The 26,543-nt window shown below is 72.6% G+C and carries 24 protein-coding genes; 12 read left to right on the top strand and 12 right to left on the bottom strand.

Annotated features, from left to right (window positions below):
* The first annotated feature begins 373 nt into the window (after window positions 1-373).
* Both P696_RS56965 and P696_RS56960 read left to right on the top strand, forming a co-directional pair.
* Window positions 374-1,423, top strand: a complete 1,050-nt coding sequence (locus tag P696_RS56965; protein ID WP_034485718.1) for a helix-turn-helix domain-containing protein — start codon at window positions 374-376, stop codon at window positions 1,421-1,423.
* A gap of 307 nt (window positions 1,424-1,730) precedes the next feature.
* A complete protein-coding gene (locus tag P696_RS56960) occupies window positions 1,731-2,366 on the top strand; it encodes a response regulator transcription factor (protein ID WP_170026510.1) in 636 nt (211 codons plus the stop codon).
* 4 nt (window positions 2,367-2,370) lie between these two features.
* Here P696_RS56960 and P696_RS52640 read toward each other — a convergent pair whose 3' ends face one another.
* Window positions 2,371-3,561, bottom strand: coding sequence for a JmjC domain-containing protein (locus P696_RS52640; protein WP_084337776.1), 1,191 nt, complete (start codon window positions 3,559-3,561; stop codon window positions 2,371-2,373).
* A 251-nt stretch (window positions 3,562-3,812) separates the two neighbouring features.
* On the opposite strand from P696_RS52640, the gene P696_RS0118980 reads away from it, so the two are divergent.
* The 8 genes from P696_RS0118980 to P696_RS0118945 all read left to right on the top strand — a co-directional run bounded on the left by P696_RS0118980 (window position 3,813) and on the right by P696_RS0118945 (window position 14,522).
* Window positions 3,813-3,995 carry a thiomuracin/GE37468 family thiazolyl RiPP peptide gene (locus P696_RS0118980; RefSeq protein ID WP_026413557.1) on the top strand — a complete coding sequence of 61 codons (183 nt, stop codon included), beginning with the start codon at window positions 3,813-3,815 and terminating at the stop codon, window positions 3,993-3,995.
* Window positions 3,996-4,057: 62 nt separating this feature from the next.
* Window positions 4,058-6,760 (top strand): lantibiotic dehydratase, encoded by a 2,703-nt coding sequence (locus P696_RS58210; protein ID WP_026413556.1) that lies wholly within the window; start codon window positions 4,058-4,060, stop codon window positions 6,758-6,760.
* Window position 6,761: 1 nt separating this feature from the next.
* The gene (locus tag P696_RS0118970) at window positions 6,762-7,739 is read left to right on the top strand and encodes a lantibiotic dehydratase C-terminal domain-containing protein (RefSeq protein ID WP_026413555.1); all 978 of its coding nucleotides are present in this window, start codon (window positions 6,762-6,764) and stop codon (window positions 7,737-7,739) included.
* Between the two features lie 3 nt (window positions 7,740-7,742).
* Entirely contained in the window at window positions 7,743-8,834 is a 1,092-nt protein-coding gene (locus P696_RS0118965; RefSeq protein WP_026413554.1) for a thiopeptide maturation pyridine synthase, read from the top strand.
* The gene (locus tag P696_RS46635) at window positions 8,831-10,246 is read left to right on the top strand and encodes a SagB family peptide dehydrogenase (protein ID WP_051467871.1); all 1,416 of its coding nucleotides are present in this window, start codon (window positions 8,831-8,833) and stop codon (window positions 10,244-10,246) included. The genes P696_RS0118965 and P696_RS46635 overlap by 4 nt, the downstream gene beginning before the upstream one ends.
* Window positions 10,224-12,224: a YcaO-like family protein gene (locus P696_RS0118955; protein ID WP_026413553.1), complete on the top strand. Its 2,001-nt coding sequence runs from the start codon at window positions 10,224-10,226 to the stop codon at window positions 12,222-12,224. Before P696_RS46635 ends, P696_RS0118955 begins: the two co-directional genes overlap by 23 nt.
* Window positions 12,217-14,172, top strand: coding sequence for a TOMM precursor leader peptide-binding protein (locus tag P696_RS0118950; RefSeq protein WP_026413552.1), 1,956 nt, complete (start codon window positions 12,217-12,219; stop codon window positions 14,170-14,172). Before P696_RS0118955 ends, P696_RS0118950 begins: the two co-directional genes overlap by 8 nt.
* A gap of 14 nt (window positions 14,173-14,186) precedes the next feature.
* On the top strand, window positions 14,187-14,522 hold the full coding sequence (locus P696_RS0118945; protein ID WP_026413551.1) for a hypothetical protein: 336 nt from the start codon (window positions 14,187-14,189) through the stop codon (window positions 14,520-14,522).
* Here P696_RS0118945 and P696_RS46630 read toward each other — a convergent pair.
* From P696_RS46630 to P696_RS0118925, 5 genes are all read right to left on the bottom strand, one after another.
* A complete protein-coding gene (locus tag P696_RS46630) occupies window positions 14,491-15,096 on the bottom strand; it encodes a response regulator transcription factor (protein WP_157429797.1) in 606 nt (201 codons plus the stop codon). The genes P696_RS0118945 and P696_RS46630 overlap by 32 nt on opposite strands.
* A 109-nt stretch (window positions 15,097-15,205) precedes the next feature.
* Window positions 15,206-15,865: a TfuA-like protein gene (locus P696_RS0118935; protein ID WP_026413550.1), complete on the bottom strand. Its 660-nt coding sequence runs from the start codon at window positions 15,863-15,865 to the stop codon at window positions 15,206-15,208.
* A complete protein-coding gene (locus P696_RS0118930) occupies window positions 15,862-17,187 on the bottom strand; it encodes a YcaO-like family protein (RefSeq protein WP_026413549.1) in 1,326 nt (441 codons plus the stop codon). Before P696_RS0118930 ends, P696_RS0118935 begins: the two co-directional genes overlap by 4 nt.
* A 331-nt stretch (window positions 17,188-17,518) precedes the next feature.
* Entirely contained in the window at window positions 17,519-18,322 is an 804-nt protein-coding gene (locus P696_RS57475) for a transposase (protein WP_084337772.1), read from the bottom strand.
* Window positions 18,323-18,959: 637 nt separating this feature from the next.
* The gene (locus tag P696_RS0118925; protein ID WP_026413548.1) at window positions 18,960-20,588 is read right to left on the bottom strand and encodes an acyl-CoA dehydrogenase family protein; all 1,629 of its coding nucleotides are present in this window, start codon (window positions 20,586-20,588) and stop codon (window positions 18,960-18,962) included.
* Window positions 20,589-20,760: 172 nt separating this feature from the next.
* On the opposite strand from P696_RS0118925, the gene P696_RS46625 reads away from it, so the two are divergent.
* Window positions 20,761-21,408, top strand: a complete 648-nt coding sequence (locus P696_RS46625) for a DUF1707 SHOCT-like domain-containing protein (protein WP_245627723.1) — start codon at window positions 20,761-20,763, stop codon at window positions 21,406-21,408.
* A 25-nt stretch (window positions 21,409-21,433) separates the two neighbouring features.
* Here P696_RS46625 and P696_RS0118915 read toward each other — a convergent pair whose 3' ends face one another.
* The 3 genes from P696_RS0118915 to P696_RS46620 are packed head-to-tail and all read right to left on the bottom strand — an operon-like array spanning window position 21,434 to window position 24,115.
* Entirely contained in the window at window positions 21,434-21,697 is a 264-nt protein-coding gene (locus tag P696_RS0118915) for a hypothetical protein (protein WP_026413547.1), read from the bottom strand.
* A 14-nt stretch (window positions 21,698-21,711) separates the two neighbouring features.
* Window positions 21,712-23,187, bottom strand: a complete 1,476-nt coding sequence (locus tag P696_RS0118910) for a flavin-containing monooxygenase (protein WP_026413546.1) — start codon at window positions 23,185-23,187, stop codon at window positions 21,712-21,714.
* Window positions 23,180-24,115, bottom strand: coding sequence for an SDR family oxidoreductase (locus P696_RS46620; RefSeq protein ID WP_084337770.1), 936 nt, complete (start codon window positions 24,113-24,115; stop codon window positions 23,180-23,182). The genes P696_RS0118910 and P696_RS46620 overlap by 8 nt, the downstream gene beginning before the upstream one ends.
* Window positions 24,116-24,214: 99 nt before the next feature.
* Between P696_RS46620 and P696_RS0118900 the strand changes: the two genes are divergently transcribed.
* Window positions 24,215-24,814, top strand: coding sequence for a TetR/AcrR family transcriptional regulator (locus P696_RS0118900; RefSeq protein WP_026413545.1), 600 nt, complete (start codon window positions 24,215-24,217; stop codon window positions 24,812-24,814).
* Between the two features lie 36 nt (window positions 24,815-24,850).
* Here the strand turns inward: P696_RS0118900 and P696_RS0118895 are convergent, their stop codons facing one another.
* The 3 genes from P696_RS0118895 to P696_RS0118885 are packed head-to-tail and all read right to left on the bottom strand — an operon-like array spanning window position 24,851 to window position 26,498.
* A complete protein-coding gene (locus P696_RS0118895) occupies window positions 24,851-25,624 on the bottom strand; it encodes a sirohydrochlorin chelatase (RefSeq protein ID WP_026413544.1) in 774 nt (257 codons plus the stop codon).
* Window positions 25,606-26,316, bottom strand: a complete 711-nt coding sequence (locus P696_RS0118890) for a phosphoadenylyl-sulfate reductase (protein WP_026413543.1) — start codon at window positions 26,314-26,316, stop codon at window positions 25,606-25,608. The genes P696_RS0118895 and P696_RS0118890 overlap by 19 nt, the downstream gene beginning before the upstream one ends.
* On the bottom strand, window positions 26,313-26,498 hold the full coding sequence (locus P696_RS0118885; RefSeq protein WP_026413542.1) for a hypothetical protein: 186 nt from the start codon (window positions 26,496-26,498) through the stop codon (window positions 26,313-26,315). Before P696_RS0118885 ends, P696_RS0118890 begins: the two co-directional genes overlap by 4 nt.
* Between the last annotated feature and the right edge of the window lie 45 nt (window positions 26,499-26,543).

The following is a 26,543-nucleotide window of genomic DNA, read 5'->3' as shown; positions in this document are numbered from 1 at the left end:
CGACGACCAGGCGTCCGCCCACGATGCCACTGGCGGTAGGGCCGTGCTCGGCGCCCGCATCGCCCGCGCGCTGGACCCGCCCGGCGGCCGGTGAGCCCCCGCAACCCACCGCGACGCCGCCGGAGTCGCTCGCCAAGGCCGTCCCTTGGCGAGCGACCCATTGTCGCGCTTGAGGGTGTCCTTGACGGTGGGTGCGCAGACGCCGAGGGCTTCGAGCCACGGGTCCCGCTCTCGGGCCGTTGAAATCTTGCGGGGGGCGCCGCACCCCTGCCAAGATCCTTTTTTGTCGATCTTGTGTGGATGTGTCCGTGCCGGCCAGTGCTGTTGTCAGCCGGGTTCGGTCGGGATGGCGAACGAGAGCGGTAAGGAGACCATGGACGTTCCCACTGCCCCTGTCGGTGTCCCGGACAACGTGCGTACGGTCGCCGAGCTGGTCGCCGAGATGCGGCAGCTGAAGGCCCGGTCCGGGTTGACGGTGCGCAAACTGGAGGCGCGCGCCGCCCGAACCGGGGCGAGCCTGCCACGCAGCACCCTGACCGACGTGCTCAACCAGGAGCGGCTGCCACGCAGGGAACTGCTCGCCGCGTTTGTGGCCGCCTGCGGCGGAGACGAGCAGGCCGTGACGGGCTGGCTGGCCGTGCGCGACGACCTGGCATGTTCGCTCACCTGCGTGTCGGAACCTGACCCGGCCGACCTGGCGCTCCCCGACGCCGATCCAGGCGAACAAGCCCCTGCCTCCGTGGCCGATCCAACGGGATCCCCGTCGGCCTCAAGCCCCTCTCCGCCACCGGTGGCGGCCGACCACGACGTTGGGCGCCGGTTCCGCTTCTGGCAGGCCACACTGCTGGGCGGCATCCTTCTTCTGGGCCTGCCGGTGGCGGTGCTGGGCCTGGCCCCCTGGCGGACGCCCCCGTTGGGGCTTGATTCCCAGGCGGCGGTCACGGTCGGTCCCACCTCCCCGTCCGCGGGGTCGCCGATCTCGGGCCGCTACCGGTTCCGTGGCGCTGCCAGCGGGCGGTGCCTGTCGGAACGCGCGACCAGCAACGACGGCCAGATCGTCCAGGCCCCCTGCGCCGACGCCCGCCCCGCCCTCGGCCTCCAAGCCCAGTCCGACGGCACCTACCGCATCACCGCGCACCACCCCGAGCTGGGGCCCGGATGCCTGGGCGTCCGCTATGCCACCCGCGACCCCGGTCCCTGGGTCTACAACGACTACTGCGGTCGGCAGGGCGCCAATCTCGGAGGGGAGAACTTCCGCCTGGTCCCCGTCGCCGCTCCCGGCCGCGGTCACCAGATCATCGCCGTCCACAGCCTGTTGTGCCTCAGCATGCCGGACGATGCGGGAACTCGCGCCCTGCCCGTTCTGCAGCGCTCCTGCGACCCTGCCGACCCTCACCAGACGTTCCTCCTCGAACGGATGTAGTTCCCGGCCCTCGCCAAGACCTCCGGGGGAGCCGTTCGCGACCCCGGTGACCCACATGGGCTCCGGGCTCGGATCCTCGTGCGGGACGCACCGCGCGGGCGGCTCGAACCGCGACCGGCGGTCAGCGCCGGACAGCCGCTCTGACCAGCGCGGACACATCCGGACAGACTCGACCGGAAGAGGATCTTGGCGGGCCGGTTCCACCCCAGGCAAGATCTTTTCTACCCTGGGGGACGGCGGCGACGCGACACCCCCACCGGTCATCGTGAGGAGATCTGATCTGGGTGGGAGCTCCATGGGACAGGCCGTGACCATCGCTGTGATCGACGGACAGGACGTGGTGTTGTCGGGGATCCGGGCGTGGATAGCCGCGGACCCCGAAGCACGGGTCGAGGTCGTCCACGCCGGGACCGACCTCGATGATCTGAACGCGGGACCGGGGGCGACGGCCGACGTGCTCGTCATCGATCCGTGCATGCGCGGCGAGCTGGTCTTCGAGCGGATCGCCGCCCTGTCCGCGCAGGGCCGCCGGATCGTGGTGTTCTCCCGGCATACCGAGCCCGACGCCATCCGGCGGGCCGAACTGGTCGGCGCGCGCGCCTACATCGTCAAGGAGGCCAAGGGGGGGCGGCGGCGCTTCATCGAGGCCGTCCTCGCGGCGGCCGCCGACGGGGCGTGCCCGCCCCCAGGGCGCGCGGGCGCGGCGACCGCCGCCCTCCGCGACGCGAGGCCGAGCTTCTCCGAGCAGGAACTGCGCTCCATGCGGCTGTGGCTGGACGGCCTCACCCGGGTCGAGGTGGCCCGCCGGATGGGGATCAGCGAGCACACCGTGAAGCAGTATCTGGACAGGGCCCGGGAGAAGTACGCCAGGGCGGGCCGTGACGTCTCCACCCGGCTGGAGCTGTACCGCGAGGCGAGGCGCGACGGGATCGTGGCCGACTGAGCGGTCAGACGGGGTGGACGACCCCCTCGTCGATCAGTTCGCGCAGCAGGTCGGGGCCGATGGACTCGGCGATCTCCGCGGCCCGCAACACCTCGCCGGGGCGGCTCGTCAACCGTGTGACCATGCGGGCGGCCGGGGCCGGCACCTGCAGATCGTGATCGCCGAGATGGAGGACGACGCCGCCGTCGTCGCCGTCGCTGGTCGCCAGGACCGAGCCCGCCGCGTACGTCACCGCGTCGGCGCCGTCCAGGGCGCCGATCGCGGAGCTCACGGCGGGGCGGCGCGGTCCCGACTGGGCGCGCAACTGCTCGGCGCGCAGCGTCGGCGCGAAACGCTCGATGTCGAGGTCGGTCAGCCACCGCGCGAAACGGCCGGTGACGTCGTCGAGCTCACCGTCGAGCCCCCGGCCGTTGAGCCGTGGCGCGAGCGCGGTGCGGAACTCGGGGGTCTCGGCGGCGAGGTCTACCAGCCGTTCGAGCAGCCAGTGCCGGGTGAACTGGAGGACTCCGAGGCTGACGTGAAGTGACGCGCCGTCCTCCGCGTACCCGTTGTGGATCCAGCCACGGGGCACGAAAAGCACGTCGCCGGGCGCGAGCCGGACCCGCAGGAAAGGCTCGCCCTTCTCGTAACGGGCCCGTTCCGCCGGGGGCACCGGAACGCGGCCCCAACGGTGCCGGGGGAGCGGGTCCGGCAGCACCGGCGCGTGAAGTTCCCAGGTCTTGTGCCCCGAGGTCTGCGCGATGAATACCGCCTCGGTGTCCCAATGATGGGCGAAGCCCTGGCTTTTCGGCGGTGTGAGGAAAGCGTGCGCGTAGAGGGGGTGGCCGAGTTCCGCCGAAAGCAGCCGGCAGAAGTGGGTGAGCGGCTGCCAGCTGCGGTGCAGGCCCATGAGCAGGAGGGTGTGCCCGGAACGCAGGTGGGCGCCGACCCGCCGGGGGTCGACCGCTCCGGCCGCGCCGGGGAACGCCGACAGGTCGTCGGTCATCAGGCTGCCCGGCCTGGCCATCACGTTGTCCCGGGTCATCGTGACCGACGATCCGGGAAGGCCCTGGTCGCCGATCAGCCGGTCGATGTCCTCGACCGTCAGCAGGGCGGCCAGCGCGGCCGGGTCCCCGTGATGGACCTCCGGCTCCCGTGGCCATTCGTCAAGGAAATCATGAGGTCGTCGGGCAAGCAATGCCAGTGCGCTCTCCATGCCGCCTCCGAAATGTTCTCTTCGCGCCGCCAGGTAGAAATCATGTGTCCTTCTCCTGGTGGATACAAGGTGGCGGGCCCGGAGCGGTTGACCGTGCGCCCTTGGGTGTACACCCGGGGCGTAGCCGCCATGGCACCTTTGTCCAGGTCTTCGGTCGCGACAGCTCTTCCCCTTTTCTGAAGTGGTTTTCCTGGCCTAGCTTTCCTCTCGGAAGGTCTTCCGGAAATGCGGATCCAAGGAAAGGAGACGAAATGAACGGCCCCGAGGAACTCGATTTCGATCTGCGGGACGTCCCGATGGACGTGTTCGACCTGGCGGAGAGCGGTCTCACCATCGAGTCGCTGACGGCCGGGCACGGCATGCCCGAGCACGGTGCGTCGCTGCCCTTCTGCTCGTGCAGCGCGACCTGCAGCTGCTGCCCCAGCAGCAGCTGACCCGACGATCGAGACGGTGCCGCCGGTCAACGGCCGGCGGCACCACCCGGCCAGGAGGAACCATGGGCGAGAGCGTTGGCACGGTGACGGACGAGGGTGTGGCCCTCCCGACGGGCGCGCGCGTCAAGGCGCCCCCGGTCCTGCGGCTCGCGGGCCTGCCCGCGGCGACCCTGGACGGGCTGCGCCTGAAGGAGACCTTTGGGCTGGCGGAGGAGCAGGTACGGCTGCGGCAGTGGCTGGCGGCCGAGGGCGGCGCGCTGTCGGACGCCCTGTTCACCGCGATCGGGGCCCTCCGCGACGACGCCCTGAAACCGCGGCTGGTGGGGCTGCGCAGGGCGGTGTACCGGTCGCGACGGCCACGGGCCGAGGAGTGGAACCCGACGGTCGCGGCGATGCTCGACCCCCGCCTCGCCGAGCGGATCGACGGCTGGCTGTCGGAACTGGACACCGTGGAACGGTTGGCCGCCGAGCTGCCGCCGGTCCTCGCGGCCGAGATCAGCGACCGGGAACGGACGCTGCGCGAGGTGGCGGCGGATCCGCGCCTGCGCCGTGCCCTGTCGCAGGCCAGCCCCGCGCTGTCCGCCGAACTCGCCAAGTGGCTGGCGGACCCGGGGCGCCGGCCCCGCCCGCAGACCCTGGCGCAACTGACGAAGTACGTGGCCCGTGCGGCTGCCAAGACCAGCCCGTACAGCACGTTCACGGTGAGCGGCGTGGCGGCCTGGACGGACGGCCCGTCCTCGCGGGCGGCGGAGAGCGGGCCGCCCGTCGCCGGGGTCCTGGAACTGGACGGCTTCCTGCTCCAGACCGTGATCCGCGCCCTCTGCGCGCACCCCGTGCTGGAGGACTTGCTGCGGGTGCGCGCCAACCCCAGCGTGTCCAGGGCCCAGGGCATGATCACCTTTTCCGGCGCGCCACCCCGCGAAGCGATCGTGACCATGCGGGAGACGCCCGCCGTCCACGCCTGCCTGCGCCTCCTGGAGGGTCGGCCGGCATGGACGCTGACGGGCCTCCGGGACCGGCTCGCCCCGGACGAGGGCGCGCGCGGGAAGGTCCGGGTCTTCCTGGACGGCCTGGTGGAGGCTGGCCTGCTGATTCTCGAACCGCCGGTCGAGGACCAGTCGCTCGACGCCTTGGGGGACCTGTCCGCCTGGGTCTCGGCCAGGGGCGGCCCGGAACTGCTCGATGTCGTGCCGCTCCTCGACCGGTTGCGCCGGGAGGTCCGCCTGCCGGTGCCCGTCGAGGACGTCGACGGGCACCGCGCCCGCCAGGACCGGCTTCGCGACGCAGCGGCCGACCTCGTCGCCCGGCTCGGGCTGCCCTCCTACCCGGTCGCGGAGATGGGCAAGGCCGTCTTCCACGAGAACGCGGTGTTCCGGGATGTGCCGGTCCGGTGCGCGGCCGAGGAGTGGCGCCCCGCGCTCGACGACCTCGACGCAGTGCGGCGGTGGCTGGCGGTCTTCGATCCGGCGCTGCCGTTGCGGGTCGCGCTGGGGGCCTACTTCCGGGAGCGGTTCGGCGCGGGGGAGAGCGTGACGTTCCTGAGCCTGTGCCGGGCGGTCCATGAGGAGATCGCGCGCGAGGGCGGGCCCGGCGGTCCGGTCTCCGGCCTGGAGGTGGCCCGGTTCCTGCGCGCCTCGCCGCTGGCCAGCGGCGCCGCCCTGGCCGCCAGCCCGCTCGGCCGGCTGCGGGAGCTGGGCCGGATCCAGGAGGAGGCACGCCGCGCGGTGCTCGGGCCGCCGGACGTCGACGGCGTCGTCCGCACCCCGGCCGCGCGCCTGCGCGCCCTGGCCGCGGGCTGGCCGGAGTGGATCGCGCCCGCCGAATCGCTGGGCTGCTACGTGCAGACGGTCGGGAGCGGGCACCGCATGGCGCTCGCCCTCAACGTGGCCCACGCGGGGTACGGGCGCGGGCGCAGCAGGACGACGCGGTTGACCGCCCTGGCCGACGGGGCGGGCCCGCTCCACCGGGACCGGCACGAGGACCGAGCCGGGACGGTGTTCGCGGAGCTGAGCGGCGTCTTCTCCTCGGCGTTGAACGCCCGGACCCCCAGCACGGACTACGAGATCGACTACCCCTTCACCGTCAGCGGCCGACCGGCTGGGGAGCGGCTGCCCGTCGGGGACCTGATGGCGGTCCACGACCCGCGGACCGACCTGGTCGACCTGGTCTCCACACGGCTGGGGGCCAGGGTCGTCCCGCTGCACCTCGGCATGATGGCCGACGTCCTGCTGCCCTCCCTCGCACAGTTCATGACCTGGGCCTTCGGGGTGACCTACTACCTGCACCCCAGCTTCTCGCCGCTGGCGACCGAAGCTGACCTGACGCCCCCGGCCGCGCTGTCCGTCCAACCCCGGGTGGAGACCGGCCGGGTGGTGCTCCGCCGGGCACGGTGGCGGGTCCCCACTGCGCAGGTGCCCACGCGCGGCAAGGGAGAGGGCGACGCCGACTACCTGGTCCGCCTGCTCGGGTGGCTGCGGGCCAACGGGATCCCCGACCGGTGCTACGTCCGGATGTGGACCGAGGGCCTGTGGGACACCGACCCGGAGGACAGCGCCTGGGGGAAATGGGTGCTGGACAAGTCACGGAAGCCCGTCTATGTGGACTTCTCCAACTGGTACCTGGTCGCCGTCTTCGAACGGATGCTGCGCGCACCGGGGCCGGTCATGGTCTTCGAGGAGGCGCTGCCGGCACCGGCGGACGCGACCACGCCAGCGGAGGCGCCGGCCGTCGCCGAGTATCTGGTCGAGATTTCGAACGAGAGATGAGATGACCGAGAACAGATGGGTCAGCGCCCATGCCTTCTACCAGGGCGACCAGGACCACCTGCTGGTGAACGCGGTCGCTCCCTTGACGGCGGAGCTGACCGCTGAGGGCCGGGCCCACGGCTGGTTCTTCCTCCGCTACTGGGACGGCGGCCCGCACGTCCGGCTGCGCGTCCTGCCCGCCGGGGGCGTCGATCCGCACGAACTCGAAAAGAGCATCGACGAACGCTTCCACGCCTACTTCCGGAGCCACCCCTCGACCGCGGTGCTGGGCCCGGAGGACTACGCCGAGAGCGCCGCCACGCTGGCCGACTGGGAACAGACGGAGCCGGGCTTCGCGTCGTTGCAGCCCAACGACTCGCTCGTCCACATCCCCTACCGGCGGGAGCACTCCCGCTACGGGCACGGGGCGGCCATCGAGGCGGTGGAACGCCACTTCGTCGACTCCAGCGAACTGGCGATGCGGCTGCTGCTTCGGAATGCCTCCGCGCGGGAGCGCTCGACGGCGGGCTGCGCCATGCTCCTGATGGCGTGGCTGATCTGCGAACCGGACCTCGCCCGGCTGGCGGACCGGCTCAGCGTGGGCGAACGGCCCGACGGCGACGCCCCCTTCCCGATCTCGGAGCCGACACCGGACCAGGTGGGAAAGGCGGTGGCGCTGGCACGGCAGATGCGACGGCTGGTGGCGTCGCCCCGACGGCACGACGCCCCCGGCACGTTGGCCGACTGGGCCCGGTCGGTCGAGGCGCTGCGCGACGCCCTCCAGGACCAGGTGGGCCTCGGCGCCCTGCGCCCGCCGGCCCCGGGCTGGGAGGGGCCGGACGGCATCGCCACCGCCGACCGGGAGGCCGCGGTCCTGTCCATCGTCGACCTCTGCGCGCACCTGGTCTGCAACCGGCTGGCCGTCAGCCTCCCGGAGGAGATCTCCCTGCGGCGGCTCGCGGGGGCGGCCGTCGCGTTCCTCGCCGAGCGGGAGGGCTGAACGATGCGCTGGCACAGCTTCCGGATCCACTACCACGCCGACGACAAGGACCGGCTCGTCCTGGACGGTGTCCGGCCGGTGGTGCGCGGGCTCTCCGGCCGCGTCGACTCCGTCCACTACCTGCGGCACTGGCTCCGAGGGCCGCACGTGCGGCTCGTGGTCCGCTGCCCGGACGACGTCCTGGAGACGTTCGTGCGCCCGGTCGTGGAGGAGCACGTCGGCCGGTTCCTCGCCGAAGCGCCCTCGACCGCCGGGCTCGATCCGCAGGACCACCTGGCGATGCACCGTCGGCTGGCCGAGCTGGAGGCGGTGGGCGAGGACCTGCTCCCGTGGTACCCCGACAACTCGATCCACTGCCTTCCCGAAGCGGACCCCTCGCCGTCCGCCCGGCTGCTGGCGGACTTCTACACCGACACCAACGAACTGGCCTTCCGCATGACCGAGGACGCCGCGGGGGGTTCGCGGCGGTTGGCGGTCGCGTTCGACCTGATGCTCTCTGTGGCGCACTCCCTGTCGGGGGTCGGGCTCGCCCGAGGAGCGCTGTCCTTCCGTTCACACGCTGAGGCGTTCCTGCACGGGTTCCCGGAGGGCCAGGGGCTGCGCCGGGCCTGGGACGGGCACTACGACCGGTCGGCGGCGAGGCTCGTCGCCCGGGTCCGGGCCGTCGCCGCCGCCCTGGACGGCACGGGACCGGCCGTGCCGTACGTCCGGGAGTGGGCCGACGTCCTGCGGCCGTTCCAGGACCGGGCCAGGGACCTGGCCGCCTCCGAACGCCCGCCGGAGCAGGCCCCGCCGCCCGGCACCACCGCCGAGTTCGCCGACCTGACGAGGATCAGCCCCTTCCACCGGGAGATGTTCGCCAGCGACGCCTGGCAGGAGCAGACCGAGGCGACCGAGTGGTTCCTCGGCTACAAGCTGGTGCTCAACTACACCTACCTGCACCTGACCCGGCTCGGCATCAGCCCGACCGAGCGATTCCTGCTGTGCCATCTGGTCGCGGGCGCGGTGGAGGAGGCGCACGGGATCTCCGCGGTGGAACTGATCAGGACCCTCGCCGACCCGTCGCTGCTGGATCCCGCGGAGGCGGAACGGTGACCGGGACGGACACCGCCGGAGCGATCACCGAACACCTTTCCCTGGTCCCCGGCGTCTACAGCGCGACCGCCCCCGACGGCAGTCTGCGGCTGCTGGCCGGATCCCGGGGCGTCGACCTCGGCAGCGCGGACGAGTGGAAACGCGACCTTCTGCGACGGCTCGCCGCGCGGCCGTGCCAGGCGGGGGAGCTGGCGACGCCCGACGGCGGGGGCGGCGGGGGCGGCGGGCTCCTCAACGCGCTGCGCGCCGGAGGCTGGTTGCGGACGGAACTCCGGGAGGAGACGGGGGAGCCGCTGTACGCCCTGCTGCCGACCGGCCCGCAGCGGGCACCCGCCGCCGACACCGTTCCGAACGCTCTCGCGCTGTCGCCGTTCGCGGTCATCCGCCGCGAACGGGACGGGTCGCACCTGGTCGTCGAGTCGCCCCTGGCCCAGGCCCGCGCACACCTTCACGACCCCGCCCTGCTGGGCCTGCTCGACGGCTCCCCGGGCCCGTTGGCCGAACGGATCCGCCAGGACCTCTACCAGTGCGGGCTGGCGGAGCCGGTCGGGGCCGACGGACACAGGGAGTTCCACCTGCGCCAGTGGAGCGCTCACGAACTGTGGTTCCACCAGCGCAGCCGGATCGGCCGACGCGACCAGATCGGCGAAGGGTACGGCCGCACCCGGTGGGCGGCGGGGCTGTTCGAACCGCTGCCCGACCGGCCCGACCCCTACCCGGGGCCCGTCGTCGAGCTCCCCGTGCCCGACCTGGCGGAACTACGGCGCCGCGACCCCACGCTCGCCGCGGTCGTCGAGGACCGCCGCTCCGTCCGCGTCCATGACGACGACGCCCCGATCACGCTGGAGCAGCTCGGCGAGTTCCTGTACAGGTGCGCGCGGATGCGCACCACCGTCGGCCACGAGGGCGGAGAGGCGTCCGGGCGGCCGTACCCGTCGGGCGGATCGGTGTACGAGCTGGAGCTGTACCCGGTCGTGCGCCTCGCCTCGGGGGTCCCGGCGGGCGTCTACCACTACGACGGCCACGACCACTTGCTCCGGCTCGTCCAGGAGCCCGGCCCCGGCATGTCCCGGCTGCTCGCCACGGCCCGCCAGGGCACCTTCGAGCGGCTCGACCCGCAGGTGCTGTTCGTGGTGACGGCCCGTTTCGGGCGGCTGATGTGGACCTACGAGCAGATGCCGTACTCCCTCGTCCTCAAGCACGTCGGAGTGCTCTACCAGACGATGTACCTCGCCGCCACGGCCATGGGGCTGGCCGCCTGCGGGCTCGGCGGCGGCGACCGCCGGACCCTCAACGAGATGACGGGCACTCCCTACACCGCCGAGAGCGCGGTGGGCGAGTTCCTGCTCGGCAGCCGCCCCGCGGCACGATCGAGAGCGACCGGAGACCATGGGCCTGCTGCTGCGTCCTGACACCTACTACACCAGCTCGGACGACGCGCTGTACCTGCTGACCTATGACGGCCCCGTCGTCGTCGGCGGCGGCAGCGCGCATCCGCTGCTCACCCGGCTGGCGCCCCACCTGGACGGCAGCCGTTCCCTGGACGAGCTGACCGCCGGCCTGACCGGGCCGCGACGGGACATGGTGCGGCAGCTGGTGACCGTGCTCCTCGACAAGGGCGCGATCACACAGCACGACCTGGAACGCCGCCCCGGACCGGCCGGCGGCTACCGGAACGAGGCGTCCTTCCTCGACCACTTCGCGAACGCGCGGACGTTCCACGACTACCGGGCAGAGCCCGCCGTGGTCGTCGGGCAGGGCCACTTGGTGCCCGCGGCCGTGGCCGCCGCCCTGTGCTCGGGGCTGGCCGACGTCCGCGTGGTGACGGGCGAGCCGGAGGCCGGGCCCGGCTGGGCCGCGCGCGGTCGCCGCGACCCCGGCCAGCGCCTCCGCCACCTGCCGTGGGACGACGGCACCGCGGCGGCGCTGGATGGCGCGGGCCTGGTCCTGCATGTCGGCGACCGCCCCGAACCCGACCGGGCACGGCGGCTCGAACGGCTCTGCGCGTCCGCGGGCATCGACCTCTTCCAGGCGTTCCTGCTGGACGGAGCCGTCTGGTCCCTGTCGTCGGGGCCACGGGCGGGTGACGGTCCGGGATGGTCCTCCCTCGCCCGCAGGCACGCGGGGCGCTTCGGCGGCACCGGCGAAGCCGCGCCGGACTCGCCCGCCCTCGACGTCGCCGCCGCGCAACTGGTGCACCAGGCGTTCCGGACGGTCACCGGCGCGGCACGGCCGGCACCGGGAGGGATCGCCCGCCTGGACGGGACCACCCTGAGGCGTGAGCCGCACGCCGCCCTTCCGCACCCCTTCGAACGACCGGCCGAGACGCCGACCGTCGCGGCGTTCCAGGCGCGGACCCGGGCGCTGCGGACGTCCCCGCCCCTGACCCCGGAGACCTTCTCCCAGCGCGCCGCCCGCTGCGCGGACGACGCCCTGGGGATCTTCGGGCGGCCCGAAGAGGGGGCCCTCGCGCAGCTTCCCCTGCACGTGTGCGAGGTGGAGACCTCGGATCCGGTAGGGCTGCTCGGCCCGCGAGACGTCCCGCCGCGCGTCTTCGGCACCGGGCTGGACTTCGCGTCCGCCCGGCTCGCCGCCGCGCTCAACGCGTTCTCCGCGTACGGCTCGCTCATGGTCGACCCACGACGGCTGGTCGGACCCGACCACGAACAGGCCTTCCCCGGGGACGCCGACCCCGACCAGGCGCTGTCGCGGCTCAGGGAGGACGCGCACGACCGCTTCGTCCACGGCTACGCGCTCACCGACGGCCGGGTCCGGCTCGTGCGGGCGTCGCTGGCCTTCCCTGTGCTGAACCCGACCGCCCGGCACCTCCCGGTCCCGCCGGGGGTCGCTTCGGCGTACACCTGGCGGGACGCCGTGACGGCGGGCGTCCTCGCGCACGTCGGACGGCTGACCCTCGAAGAGATGACCGCGGAAGCCCGCCCCCGCCCCCGGATCGACCTGGACACCGCTCCGCTGGACCGCGCCGGGGCCCGCTACCGCGCGATCCTGGCCGCCGTGGACGAGGAGGTCGTCGTGCACGACGTCACCGGGACGCTCTCGGTGCCGACCGTGTTCTGCGACGTGGGCCGGAAGGCCGGGAGCTGCGCCAGCGGCCTCTCCCTCACCGACGCGCTGCGCGCGGCCCTCGCCGAAGCGGTCCTGGGCTATCAGTCACGTCTTCACGGGCAGCCGTCCTACGCGCCGCCGCCCGTCCCCGAACCGCCGCCGTCGTGCGCGAGTGCCCCCGCGCCTGCCGCCGTCGACCTCCAGACCGTCGCGGCCGCCCTGTCCGCGCACGGCCACGAACCCGTCGCCGTCCCCCTCGACCACGACCCGGAAGTGAGCGCCGTGATGCCCAACACCGTGCACGTGGTGGTGGCCGATGGCTGAAGTGCGACTGGTCGGGGAGGGAACGCTCGCCGACTCCATCGCCCGGCTCGACGGCGCGACCCGGACGCCCGCGCACGACCTGCTCGCCACGGCGGGCCCCCACACCGTCATCGTGACCGCCACCGACGCCTGGGACACCGACCTCCGCCCCGAGGCACGGGCGGCGAGCACCGCGCACCGGACGGCCTGGTTGCCCGTGCGCACCGAACTGGGCCGGGTGGTGATCGGCCCGGTGGAACGCGCCGGAGAACCCGGCTGCGTGGACTGCGCCGACCTGCGGCGGCGGGTCAACCGGCTCCACTCCCGCGCCCATGACTCCCTGGTCGCCCACCACCAGCCGGCGTTGCACGGCCGGGCGTCGGCCCTGCTCACGGGACTGGCCGCAGGCGTCGTCGCCACGCTGGTCGACGACGAGGCAGCCCGGCTGGACAAGGACCCGGCCACGGCGCGGACCCGCGACGCCCTGCTCACCCTCGATCTGAAGACCCTGGAGGTGACCAGGCACCCGTTCCTGCCCGACCCCGTCTGCCCGGTCTGCGGAGACCTCCCCGACGACACGGCGGAGGCCGCCGAGATAACGCTCCGGTCGTGGGACAAGAGCGCTCCCGAGCGCTACCGGACGCGGGACATCGCCACCTACCAGGACACGCTGACCAGCACCTACGTGGACCCCGAATGCGGGCTCATCAGGCTGCTGGCCAAGGACAGCGACGCGGGCTCGGTGGTCGCGGCGGCCTGGATGGGGCTGCGGGACGGCGCGACCGAAGGCGGCTACGGGCGGACCCGCAGCTACCAGACCAGCGAACTGGTGGCGATCCTGGAAGCGCTGGAACGCCACGGGGGAATGCAGCCGGGAGGCAGACGCACGACCGTGCACGGCAGCTACGCCGAACTGCGCGACCAGGCCGTCGACCCCCGCGAGCTGGGCCTCTACCCGCCAGACCGCCATCGGGCCGAGGGCTTCCCCTACCGCCCCTTCGACCCCCACCAGCCCTATCGCTGGGTCTGGGGGCACTCGTTCCGGCGCGGCGGACCGATCCTGGTCCCCGAGTCGTACGCCTACTACCGGATCCACCGCTCCCCCGACGGGCCCGCGCCCTTCGTGTACGAGATCTCCAACGGCTGCGCGCTCGGCGGGAGCCCGGAGGAGGCGATCCTGCACGGCATCCTGGAGATCGCCGAACGCGACGCGTTCCTGATGACGTGGTACGCGCGCATGGCGGTGCCGCGGATCGACCTGCGCTCCTCCCGCCGCCGGATCGCCCCGCTCATCGCGGAGGCCATCCAGGCGGAGACCGGCTACACCGTCATGGCCTTCGACATGACGACGGAACAGGGCGTCCCCTGCGTCTGGGCGATGGCCGTCGACCCCGCGGACCGCGCCGGGCTGCCGAAGGCGGCGTGCGCCGGAGGATCCCATCTGGACCCCGAGATCGCGGCGGAGAACGCGCTGAGCGAACTGGCGACGATCCTGCCCGACCTCATCCGCCGCTACCCCGGGCAACGCGACCTCGCCCACCGGATGGTGACCGACCCCTCCCTGGTGACGGAGATGGCGCACCACTCGCTGCTCTACGGAACGCCCGAGGCGTTCCCCCGGCTCGGCTACCTGGTGGACTCACCGCGCACCGTGGACTTCGCCGGAATGCCGCAACCCGAACGGTTCCGCCACCCCGACCTCAGCGATGACCTCCGCGAACTGCTGCGCCGCTACCTCGACGAGGACATGGACGTGATCGTCGTCGACCAGACCACCCCCGAGCTGCGGGAACGGGACCTGTCCTGCGTCAAGGTGATCATCCCCGGCACGCTGCCGATGACCTTCGGCCACGACCGGCGCCGGGTGGACGGGATCCCCCGGCTGCACGAGGTGCCCCACCGGCTCGGCCACCGCGACCGGCCCCTGACGCCCGCCGACGTCAACCCCGACCCCCACCCCTTCCCCTAAGCGAGGAGTACGGCATGCACCTCCAGTTCGTCCTGTGGGACCTGGCCAAGTCGCGCGTCTCCGTCGAGGACCTGCGCGAATACCTCACCGGGTACGCGGTGGACGCCTACTCCCGGCTGCCGGGGATGCGGCTGAAGATGTGGTTCGCCAACCCCGACCGGCAGATCTGGGGCGCGGTGTACCTCTGGGACGGCCTCGAGCACATGGGCGGTCCGGCGCAGGTGACCAAGGCCATCGAGCTGATCGGATACCCGCCCACCTCGGTCGGGGTCTTCGACCTGGAGGCCGTCTCGGAGGGCGTCGGCGCCCCCGCCGGGTTCACCGGGCTCGGTCGGGCCTTCGACCGCTGAACTCCAGGCCCGACCCGCGCATCTTCTGTACGGCCTGGACCCGCGAGGTGACCCCCAGCTTCGTGTAGGCGTTGGTGAGGTGCCGCTTCACGGTGGCCTCCGCCACGAACAGCCGTTCCGCGATGTGCCGGTTGTTCATACCGGCCGCCACCAGCCGGAGGATCTCCGCCTCCCGTTCGGTCAACGCCCCCGGATCCGTCACGGGCCGCAGCTTGCGCAGCGTGCCGACCGGCGCGGACAGCACGAACCGGTCGCCCTCCCGGTGCACCGCGCGGATCACCGACACCAGCTCGTCCAGCCGGACGTCCTTGGCCAGGCAGGCGTGCGCGCCCGACTCCAGCACCTTCCACAGGAACAGGTGGTCGTCCGCGTCGGCCAGCACGACGACCCGGACGCCGGGCGACCGGTCGAGCAGGAGCCGGATCAGCGGGTCGGGGCAGGCGTCCCCGGCGTCGGCGATCAGGATCGTGGCGTGCCGCGCCGCGCCGGGCGGCGGACCGCCGACCACCAGCAGGCCCGGGGTCTTGCCCAGCAGCTCGGCCAGACCGTGCCGGAGCAGCGGCGTGCCGCTCACGACGTCGACCGTCACCTGCTGGGGACCGTCATGCGTGTTCGAAGACACTGTGCTCCCGATCGATGGACGGCGGCCGCGGCGGACGGCGTCCGCCGCGGCCGCCGGGAGACTAGGAGAGGTCCAACCGGCGCAGCAGCTCCACTGCGTCCTCCCGCTTGGCGTCCGGGGCGTCGGCGGCGAGGAAGTCCCGCAGCGCCGCCAGCTCCGCGCCGCCGACCGCCTCCCGCACCTCCGGAAGCCGCAGGATCAGGTCATAGGTGCGGTCGGGGAAGTACTGCCCCTTGGCCGCCGACAGCACGGCCTCGCCGCCGCCGGGCGAGACCACCCCGCCCGCCACCGCCGCGGCGATCGCGACACGGATGTTGACCATCGGCTCGCACAGGGCACGCAACGATCCCGGGTCGAAGGTGATGGCGACCTCGTCATCGGCGTCGACCGCGCCCGACCGGTACATCTCGAAGACCTGTCCGACCCCGACCATGCCCTCCGTGACCAGCTCGGCGGCGCGCAGCGCCCCCATGCTGGACGAGCCGAACACCCGCACCGGCTCCGCGTGCCGGTCCAGGGCGCGCAGCACCTCCTTGGGCGAGATCATCAGCCCCTGGAGGAACTGGCCGTCGATAATGCCGATATGGGTGACGGGCTCCGGCTCGGCGAGCAGGAGGTCGATGTCCCCGCGTTTGACCGGGGGCCGCACCTCCACCGGCGCCAGCCCGGCGATCGTGGCGGCGTCGATGCTGGGCCCGGCGAAGACGACGGCACGGGTCATCGGCCGACCCCCGCCCGTCGGGTCGTCAGCCGCAACGCGGCCTCCCACCGGGCACCGGCCCGGCCGCCCAGCCTGCTCTGGTCGATCGACCAGGACTCGAGCCCCGGCACGATCACCCGGACCACGTGCACCGGGAACCCCGGCGGCGTCCGATCCACCACGATCGCCCTCTCCAGCCCGTTGTCCCGCAGCCGTCCGAGCATCAGCTCGACGTCGTCCATGACGTCCTCGCTGGGGAAGCTCGACACCTCGTCGAAGCGCAACGGCGCCGCGGACTCCCGCCAGGGCCACACCGACCGGTCCAGGTCCCCGGCGCGCGACACATGGTGGCGCCAGTTCCCGATCTCGTCTCCGGGCAGGCTGATGTCCTCCCGCATGCCCTGGATGTCCACCGCCCGGCTCTGCGCTAGCTCGGTCAGCGCCCGGACGACCGCCACCTCGGCGTCCGGGTGTGTGCCGTACCCGGAGTGGCTCGGGGAGAAGGTCTCAGCGATGTCCTCGCCCACCATGGCGGCGAACGACGGGATCCCGATCGAGGAGGTGATGTCCCTGAGGGTCACCGAGAGCCCCGCCTCCTCGAACCGTTCGGCGAACCACCGGGCCGACCGCGGAAGGCTCTCCGGGGCGACGCTCGGATTGCTGTCCTCCAATGCGACCACGGCACCCGCAGGGGCGGACGCCCCCAGCCGGTCGCGCACCATGTGCGCGAGCCGGTTGCTGACCAGGTCCGCCATGGTCAGGGCGTCACGCTCGATGACCTCGCAGAGCGCGTGACAGACAGCCTCCTCGACAGAGTTGCCCGAGGCCAGGCCGTTGGTGGTGCTGATGGAGAAGCACTGGGCCTCATGGAAACGGATGTAGTAACCGGCCAGGCACAGCGGGACGAGGACCGGCTCGTCGCCGAGCAGATCGTGACCCAGCGTCCAGGAGATCGGCAGATCGGGACGGTAGGCGTGGCCGAGGGCGAGATTGTGGTCGGCGGGATCCAACACCGGGCGGCCCGCGGCCACCAGCTCGGCGTGGGAGGCGACCACGTCCGGCGTCCTGGGCTGCCAGGCGGCGAACCGCTCCACCGCCTCCATGATCGCTGACACCCGTGCGTCGTCATGGGTGCGCCCCTTCCCGTTGTACACCGACAACAGGTCGTGGGAGCGCGGCACGATGGCGTTGTGGACGGGGATGCCGACCCGGTCCAGCCAGGTGATGTCGGCGACCCGGCTCACCCCCACGGTCCGCAGGAGCGGCGTGACCCGTTCGAGGGTCCGGGACGCGGAGACCTCCCGGGTGGGCCCTTCCTTGGGCACCTGCCCGCGCAGCTTCACCGAAGCCGCCCATCACCGTTCGACCCCGGCCCCCGACCTGGCCGCCGAGAGAGTTCACCCATCTGAAGCCCCACTTCCTTGAAGACAACGCGACGCCCACCCGTCAATTCCTCGCCCCCCAGTGGGCGAACCGGGCTCTGCAGCGAACGCCCCAATTCTGTGATCACCAGCTTTTCCTGTCATGACCCCCACTCGGGGGTCACCCGAAACCACCGCCCCATCTTGGAAGGGCGTAGCTCGAACTGAGTGGCTGCGTCAATCAAGCGGTGAGTGCGTATTCCTGCTGGTGGCGGGATTGGTGGAGACGGTGTCGCTCGCTTTCGAGGTGAAGTCAGCCTGGGGCGCGGTGCCGGTCTTGTCGACCAGACCGTTTTCCCCGGACCGCTTCCCGCACCCGGCGTGCCCCTTTCAGAGAACCGGGCGCTCCCCAAGTCCCGTTGATCCTGTTCGTCTCCTCATCCTGTGGTCGGCCAGGGGGACGGGATGGCTGTGCCCCGGTAGCGGTAGCGCGTGGTGCTGACCTTCGCGGGATCGAACAGCTGTCTGTCCTCGCTGGCGGGCCACCAGCCGCCGCCGCATTAGCGGCGGCGTAGTGCCTTCCAGGAGATCCGGCGGTGTTTGAACCGCCCCCGGTTTGGTTGGAGGCTCTGATTCTCCCCGCCTTCTGTGGAGTCGCTTTACTTGACTCGTGTGTCTTTGGCCCCACGAGAAGAGGTCGACATGCCACGCAGGGGCTACCCGCCGGAGTTCCGGCGCAAGGTACTGGATCTGGTCGAGTCTCCTCCAGGGCGGCGAACGCCCGGTCGGCGCGGGTCCGGTCCCCGCCGAGCTGCAGCGGGTGATCGCAGGAGACCGCGAACACGTAGTTCAGGCCGCGGCTCTGGCACCGGCCGCGCAGGATCGTGTTGTCGCCGTAGGCCTCATCGCCGGTGACCCACCTGAACACCAGAAGCGGGTCGTCGGCGGCCCGTTCGATCATCTTCCACGCCAGTTCCGGCTTGGTGGCGAACCCGACCTCGGCGGGGACACCGGCATCGGCCAGCCGGGCGGTGTCGGCCTGCCAGGACGCCGGCACATACAGCTCCCGATCGATGAGGACCCGCTGCCTGCCAGGGTTGAGATAGGAGCAGAACACCCCGATCTGACAGTTGGTGATCTTCCCGGCGGTGCCGGTGTACTGGCGTTGGACCCCGGCTGGACCATCAGACGGTCCTGGATCGGCTTCTGGATCAGGAATGTGGTCTTCCGATCACTGCGCCCTCTCGTCCGTGTCGCTGTGACGAAGCTCAACCTTCGATAGCTGCTGACCCTGCCATCCCCCAAGACGAGTGCTACACGATCCAAATCGGGGCTCCCGGCGTGGAGAAGGTCTACCTGCGCCGTCTTGTCTGGCGGTAGCCGGACCGACACCACTCCGCAGAAAAGGGATGTCATCCCCCGAAAAAAACGAGTACGGGAGATGCAGCCGGTCGAATTGAGGCCTGAAGTTTCGGCTGTTGCGCGCGAAGGGCGGCCTTGGTGCCGTGGTTCCGTCGGAGCAGAGTCCAGCTCTTGTCAGGAGTGACCGCTGGCGCAGGCCACTGAGCGAGCCTCGATCGAGTGATGCAGTACTTGGCGGCAAGCCACTCCAACAGAATGCAGCCCTTGCTGGGCTGGACCCTCTGCTAGCGAGATTGCTAGCGGATGATCTTTGGGTGGTGGGGGAGCCGAGGGGACGTGTGCGTCCCGGCGGACGCCTTCAGGGGCCGCCGGGACGCGTTGGTGAGGGGGGGCTAGGCGATCTTTGGGGTGGCGCGGTCGATGAGGGGGGTGAGGTCGAGGCCGGCGGGGAGGGTGCCGAAGGCGAGGCCGTGGTCGCCGGTGAGGCGGGAGGCGCAGAAGGCGTCGGCGACGGCGGGGTGGCCGTGCCTGACCAGGAGGGATCCCTGGAGGATCAGGGCGAGCTGCTCGGTGACGCGGCGGGCGCGAAGCTCGATCGTCGCGACGTCGGTGAGAGAGTCCTTGGCCTTGCGAATCGCCTCGTCCAAGCGGGGGTCGGCGCCTGCGGCGAGGTCGACTTCGTCGAAGAACGCGCCGACCGTCTCGGGTTCTTTTACCATGGCACGAAGGACATCCAGGCTGGCGACGTTCCCTGAGCCCTCCCAGATGGAGTTGAGGGGGCTCTCGCGGAAGAGGCGGGGCATGCCGGAGTCCTCGACGTAGCCGTTGCCGCCGAGGCACTCGAGGGACTCGGCGGCGTGGGACGGCCAGCGCTTGCAGACCCAGTACTTGCTGACGGCCAGGGCGAGGCGCTTGAAGGCGGTCTCGGACGCGTCGCCGCGGACGGAGCGGTCGGTGGCCCCCGCCAGGCGCGTCATCAGGACGGTCGCGGCCTCCGACTCCAGCGAGAGGTCGGCGAGGACGTTGCGCATCAGGGCGTGCTCGGCGAGGTACTTCCCGAAGGACCTGCGGTGCGCGGCGTGGTGGGCGGCCATGGTGACGCCCGCGCGCATCCCGGACGCGGCGCCGATGACGCAGTCCAGGCGGGTCATGTTGACCATCTCGATGATGGTCCGGACGCCGCGTCCCTCCTCGCCGACGCGGTGGGCGACGGCGTTCTCGTACTCGATCTCGGACGAGGCGTTGGACTTGTTGCCGAGCTTGTCCTTCAGCCGCATCAGGCGCAGGGGGTTGAGGGTGCCGTCCGGCAGGACGCGGGGGACGAGGAAGCAGGTCACGCCCGCCTCGGTCTGCGCGAGCGTCAGGAACAGGTCGCACATCGGGGCGCTGGTGAACCACTTGTGGCCGACGAGGGTGTACGTGCCGTCCGGCTGGAGGGTGGCGCGGGTGGTGTTGGCGCGGACGTCCGAGCCGCCCTGCTTCTCGGTCATGGACATGCCCGCGAGCAGGGCGTTCTTGGTGAGCGGGGCGCGCAGGCCGTGGTCGTACTCGGGCTTGGCGAGCAGCGGCTCGTACTGCGCGGCGAGCTCGGGGGTCTGGCGCAGCGCCGGGACGGACGCGTAGGTCATCGAGATGGGGCAGCCGTGCCCGGCGTCCACCCGCCACACGTAGAACTTGGCGGCGCGGGCGACGTGCGCGCCGGGACGGTCGTCCGCCCAGGGCGCGCCGTGCAGGCCGTGCGTCACGGCGACGTTCATCAGCTCGTGCCAGGACGGGTGGTACTCGACCTCGTCCACGCGGTGGCCGTAACGATCATGGGTCCGCAGGACGGGCGGGTTCTCGTTGGCGAGCCGTCCCCACTCCTGGGCCCGCTCGGTGCCGCCCAGGACGCCGAGCTCGTGCACCTCGGGGAGGGCCCACGCGGCGTCCTCGCGGGCGAGGCCGTCGAGCAGCGCGGGGTCGTCCGCGACGTCGTGCCCGATCATCGGGGGGACCTGGTTGAACACCTCGTGGGTCGGCACGGCGGGCTCCTCGCGGACGGACGGGCGCGAACACCTCCGACCTTACATAATCAGGACATATGTAGGGAAGGTGTAGTACCAGTCGGACCGGCCCGGATCCTCCCCGAGGGCGGGTCGGATCTCGTCCCCCCGGTGGATTGTTCGGCGGTCCCGGGGGCATAACGTCGGAAGCATGAGTCAGCCCACCCCGCAGCCGGCGCGGACTCCCGCCACCCCGCCTTCCGAACGGCCTCCGGACCTGCGTCCGGATCCACGTCCTGAGCAGGGGATCCGTGCCTCTGACGCCGAGCGCGAGGCGGTGGTCGAGCATCTCCGCGTCGCCTCCGTGGAGGGCAGGCTGACGTTCGCGGAACTGGCCGAGCGCACCGGCGCCGCCTACACGGCGGTCACCCGCGCCGACCTCGAGGCCGTCGTCGCCGACCTGCCCGGGATGGGCGCGCCCGGCGCCGAGCCCGCCCCCCTGCTGAAGACCCGCCGGTTCAGCGCCGTCCTCGGCGACGTCACCGAGCGGATCGTCGGACGCATCGACGACGAGCTGGAGATCCTGGCCGTCCTCGGCGACGTCAGGGTGGACCTGCGCGCCGCCCACGTCCCGACCGGCGCGGTCAGCGTCGTGGCGAACGCGGTGCTCGGGGACGTCACGGTGATCGTCCCGGCCGGGGCCGTGGTGGAGCTGACCGGGCACGCCGTCCTCGGCGACCGCCGGGTGTCGGCGCGCGAGGCCCCGGCGGGCCCGCACGTCCCGGTCGTCCGGATCCGCGCCAACGCCTACCTCGGCGACATCAAGATCGTCGACGAGGAGCCGGCCCCCTGGTGGTAGGGGACCGGCTCGCTCCTCGCCGAGGTCAGGCGGCGTTCTGGCGGTGGTAGGCGACGCGCGCGCCGAGCCACCCGAAGTACGCGGCGACGCCGACCGCGCCGATCTTGCGGGTCCGCTTCGTGGTGAGGGCGAGGCCGAGCGCGACCTCGGTCGCGCCGTTCCGCTTGATCCACGCCTGGGTGTCCCGGGGGAAACCGGCCCGCGAGATCGGCTCGAACATCTTCGGCGCGGCGAAGTGGGCGGCGCCCGTGGCGGCCAGGGCGATTCCGGCCTTGCGGAGCAGAGCCATGGGGGGACGTCCTCTCATCCTGTGAATTCGTAGTCGTTCAGGTCGAAGGTGCGGGCTCGGCGCCAAACGTACAGACCGGACTGCGGGCGGATGTACGGCGCCTCCCCGCGTTTGTCGAAGTAGTAGCTGTTGGACCGGGCGCAGCTCGGCTGGGCGAGGATCGTCCCGCGCATCCGGCGGCGCATGTCGGCGGTGAAGGCGTCGTGCGGCCCCGGGCGCACCGAGACCCGCAGCGCCCGGCGGCGGCGCGCCTCCACCAGCACCCGGACGATGTGGGTCGTCCCGGCCTCGATGATCGAGAACCAGGACGCGCCGGTCACCGTGTACGGGCCGTTCATCATCCAGAAGTTCGGCGCGAACGGCACCGACAGGCCCTCGAAGGCGTGGTAGCGCTCGAGGTCCCAGTGCTCGCCCAGCTCGACGCCGCCTAGCCCGACGACCGGGAACGGCGGCGTCGCGCCCGGCTCGAGGATCTTGAACCCGGTCGCCAGGACGAGCGTGTCGACGGGCCGCTCCGTGCCGTCCCGGGTGACGATCCCCGACGCCGTGACGCGCGCGATCGGGTCCGTGACCAGCTCGACGTTCTCCCTGGTGAAGGCAGGGAAATAGCGGTTGGAGAACGACGGCCGCTTGCAGCCGAAGCCGTAGCGCGGCGTCAGCCTCCGGCGGATCGCGCGGTCGGGCACCTGCCGCCGCAGGTGCGCGCGGCAGACCAGTTCCGCCGCGCGCACGAGGAACGGCGCCTTGCTGTAGTGGACGATCCCGAGCACCATCACGACCTCGGACGCCGCCGTCGTCACCAGCCGGACGAGCCGCTGCACCGGGGGCAGCAGCCGGAACAGCCGCCGCACCCCGCGCGGGATCGCGAAGTCCACCTTCGGAAGGACCCAGATGGGCGTCCGCTGGTACACGTCCAGGCGCGCGGCGCGCTCGGCGATCTCCGGGATCACCTGGAGGCCGGACGCGCCCGTCCCGATGACCGCGACCCGCGCGCCGCGCAGGTCGTGCGCGTGGTCCCAGCGCGCCGTGTGGACGATCTTCCCCTCGAAGTCCGCCAACCCGGGGATGTCGGGGTTCCTGGGCTGGTCGAGCGGCCCGACCGCGCACACCAGGAACCGCGCGTCCAGCTCGCCGCCGGACGTGGAGACCCGCCAGCGGTGCCCGTCCGGGTCGAAGACGGCCTTCTCGACCCGGGTGCCGAGGCGCAGGTGCGGGCGCAGGCCGTACCTGGTCGCGCAGTGCTCCGCGTAGGCGCGCACCTCCTCACCCGGCGCGAAGGCCCGTGACCAGCGCGGATTCGGCTCGAACGAGTAGCTGTAGGTCGCGGACGGGATGTCCACGGCCACGCCCGGATACGTGTTGTGCCGCCAGACGCCGCCCACGCTCTCCGCCGCGTCCAGGATGACGAAGTCGCGGATCCCGCGCCGCAGCAACTGGATCCCCACGCACAACCCCGAGAACCCGGCCCCGACGATCACGATCTCAGCCATCCGACTCCTCCCGCCCCTGGTGCGCGTCGTGGGCTGGTGCTCGGTCGTGTGCTGGTGTTCGGCGGTGGGCGGCCTGTTCGGCGACGCGCTGGTCGTGGGCGCCGCGGGTGCCGAAGGTCTGGCGGTAGGCGCGGTCGCCGTCCATCAGACGACGGAAGGCGCGGACGACCCCTTCGGGCGCGAGCGCGAGCGCCGGTCCGACGACCGCGAGCCAGCCCGGCACCGGGTACTCGGCCCGCCGCGACACGCAGCTGCGGACGATCGCCTCAGCGACCCGTTCCGGATCGATGGTCGGCAGCCCGCCGCCGAGCCGGACGCCCTCCGTCAGCCCCGTCCGGACGGCCGTCGGCAGGACGGCGCTGACGCTGACCCCGTGCGCCGCCATCTCCTCCCGCACCGACGCCGTCAGCCCGACCGCCGCGTACTTGCTGGCGTTGTAGACCGCCATGCCGGGCAGCGGCAGCTTGCCCGCCAGCGAGCAGACGTTGACGACGTGGCCACGTCCGCGCCCGACCATCTCCGGCAGGACGACCCGCATCCCGTTGACGAGGCCGCGCACGTTGACGTCCAGGGTGGTCGCGCTGACCTCGTCCGGTTCGTCCAGGAACGGGCCGAGCGGCATCACCCCGGCGTTGTTGACCAGCACGTCCACCGGTCCGACCTCGTCCCGCACGGACGCGACGAACGCGGCGAACGACGCCCGGTCGGTGACGTCCAGCCGTCCGGCGAACGCCACCGCCCCGGCGTGCCCGCCGAGGGCGGCGTCGAGATCGGCGGCGGTGCGGGCGACGGCGTCCGCGTCGAGGTCGCCGACGGCCACGCGGGCTCCGCGCTCGGCGAGGAGGCGCGCGGTCTCGCGGCCGATGCCGCGCGCGCCGCCGGTGACCACGGCGACGGCCCCGGGCCGCGCCACGGAGGGATGTCTCATGGGGGGCTCCTTCACTCGGATACCGACGGTATGTGAGTGTTGGATACGTCGTCAACAGGGCCCCGGCCGGGGCCCCGCCGGGCCCGTACACTGCACGTCATGGCACGAGAGAGCGGCCCGACCAGGGCGGAACGGCAGGCGCGCACCCGCGAGCTGCTGGTCGCCACGGCCCGCGACCTGTTCCTGCGGGACGGCTACCACGCCACGACCCTCGACCGGGTGGCCGAGGCGGCGGGGTTCTCCAAGGGGGCCGTGTACTCCAACTTCGCCACCAAGGACGAGCTCTGCCAGACCGTCATCGACGAGGTCCGGGCCGAGCAGGTCGGCGCGGTCATCGAGGCGATCGGCGGCGAGGGCTCCGCCGCGGACCGGCTCGCCGTCTTCGACGCCTGGGCCGAGCGGACCATCGGCGACCCCGGCTGGACGCTCCTGGAGGCCGAGTTCGCGATCCACGCCACCCGCCGCGACCCCGCGCTCCGCGACCGCGTCGCCGAGGGCGCGCGCCACTGGGTCCGGGCACTCGGACGGCTCCTCGAAGAGGAGGCGCGACGGCGCGACCTCGTCCTGCCCCTCCCGCCGGACGAACTGGCCGAGGCCCTGCTCAGCCTCGGCATCGGCCTGGGCCTCCGCCGCGCCGTCGACCCGCAGCTCTCACCACAGGCCCTCACCGACGTCCTACGCCTCTTCCTCCTCGCCTGACCCACGCGACGAGAGCCTGAGGAAATGCCTTCGTGGTCAGACGGCGGCGGCGGCTTCGGCCTCGGCGAGGGCCTCTTCGTAGCGGTGGACGACCAGTTCGGCGACCTCGGGGGCGTCGCCGAGGGCGGGGGAGACGGCCGCCGCGCCCGCCACGAGGGCCTCGTCCCGCACCTTGTCGGTGAAGAACCCGGGCGCGAGGAAGTAGGACGCCACGACGACGCGCGGCACGCCCGCGTCCCGCAGCGCCGCCACGGCCTCGCCCGGCGACGGGCGTGTCGCCGACGCGTACGCGGGCACGACGCCGCGCCAGCCCCGCGTCCGCCACTCGCGCGCGAGGCCCGCGATCGTCGCGTTCGCGGCCGGGTCGCTCGACCCCGCCGCAGCCAGCACCACGACCGTGTCCGGATCGCCGGGCTCCACGCCCACCCCGGCCAGCCGCCGCTCCAGCGCGGCGGTCAGCAGCGGGTGCGGGCCGAGCGTCCCGGCCGTCCGCAGGACGAGCCGGGCGCCCGCCGCGCGCAGCACGGCCGGGATGTCGCACTTGGAGTGGAACGCGGACGTCAGCAGCAGCGGCAGCACCACCGCCGACGTGCCGCCCGCCGCCGCGATCCCGTCCAGCACCGGGACCGGCGCGGGCGGGCAGTGGTCCAGGAACGAGGTGTGGACGGGCACGTCCGGGCGCAGGACGCGCACGGCGTCCATGAGGCGCGTGACGGTCGCGGCGGCGCGCGGGTCCCGCGACCCGTGCGCCACCGCGACCAGCGGCGTCACGCCACCAGGCCCCGGACGGGTCAAAGGTGGATTCCGCATTCGGTCTTGCCCGTCCCGGCCCAGCGCCCGCTGCGCGGGTCCTCGCCCGGCGCGACCGGCCGGGTGCAGGGCTCGCAGCCGATCGACGGGTAGCCGTCGTGGTGCAGCGGGTTGACCAGGATCCCGTTGTCCTCGATGTAGCCGTCCATCTCCTCCTGCGTCCAGTCGAGGATCGGGTTGACCTTGACCATGCCGCGCCGCCGGTCCCACTCCACGACCCGGCGGTCGCGGCGCGCGGCCGTCTCGTCCCGGCGGATGCCGCTGAACCAGGCCATGTAGCCCTCCAGCGCGCGGCCGAGCGGCGCGACCTTGCGCAGGTGGCAGCACAGGTCCGGGTTGCGGCCGTACAGTCGCGGCCCGAGCGCGGCCTCCTGCTCCTCCACCGTCCGGGACGGCCGGACGTCGATCACGTTCACCGGGTACACGGCCTCCACCGCGTCCCGGGTCCCGATGGTCTCGGCGAAGTGGTAGCCGGTGTCCACGAACAGCACGTCGATCCCGGGCTTCACTCGGGACACCAGGTGGATCAGCGCGGCGTCCGACATCGAGGAGGTCAGGCAGATCCGGTCGCCGAACGTCGCCGAGGCCCAGCGGATGACCTCCCGCGCGGGCGCGCCGGCGAGCGCGGTCGCCGCCGACTCGACGATGTCCTCCAGGTCGAGGGTCGGTCTGTCGGTCTCCAGCAGCGTCACGATGACGACTCCTCGCTCTGCGGCCCGGGGGCTCCGGCCTCCCGGGGCGCCCCCACCCCGAGGAACTTCAACTGGAAGGAGCGGACGCAGTCCCGGCAGAACCACGCCCCCTCCCCGGCGCGCGGCTCGAGCCGCTCCTCACCGCAGTACGGGCAGTAGAACGGCGCCGCCCGCCCGCTCACGACGCCACCCCGCCGCCGCGCCCGCCCGCGCCCGCCGCGCGGACG

It is taken from the genome of Actinomadura oligospora ATCC 43269 (assembly GCF_000518265.1).
Lineage (GTDB): Bacteria > Actinomycetota > Actinomycetes > Streptosporangiales > Streptosporangiaceae > Spirillospora > Spirillospora oligospora.
The sequence above is the reverse complement of the archived record's forward strand: the minus strand, read 5'-3'. Positions and strand labels throughout refer to the sequence as shown.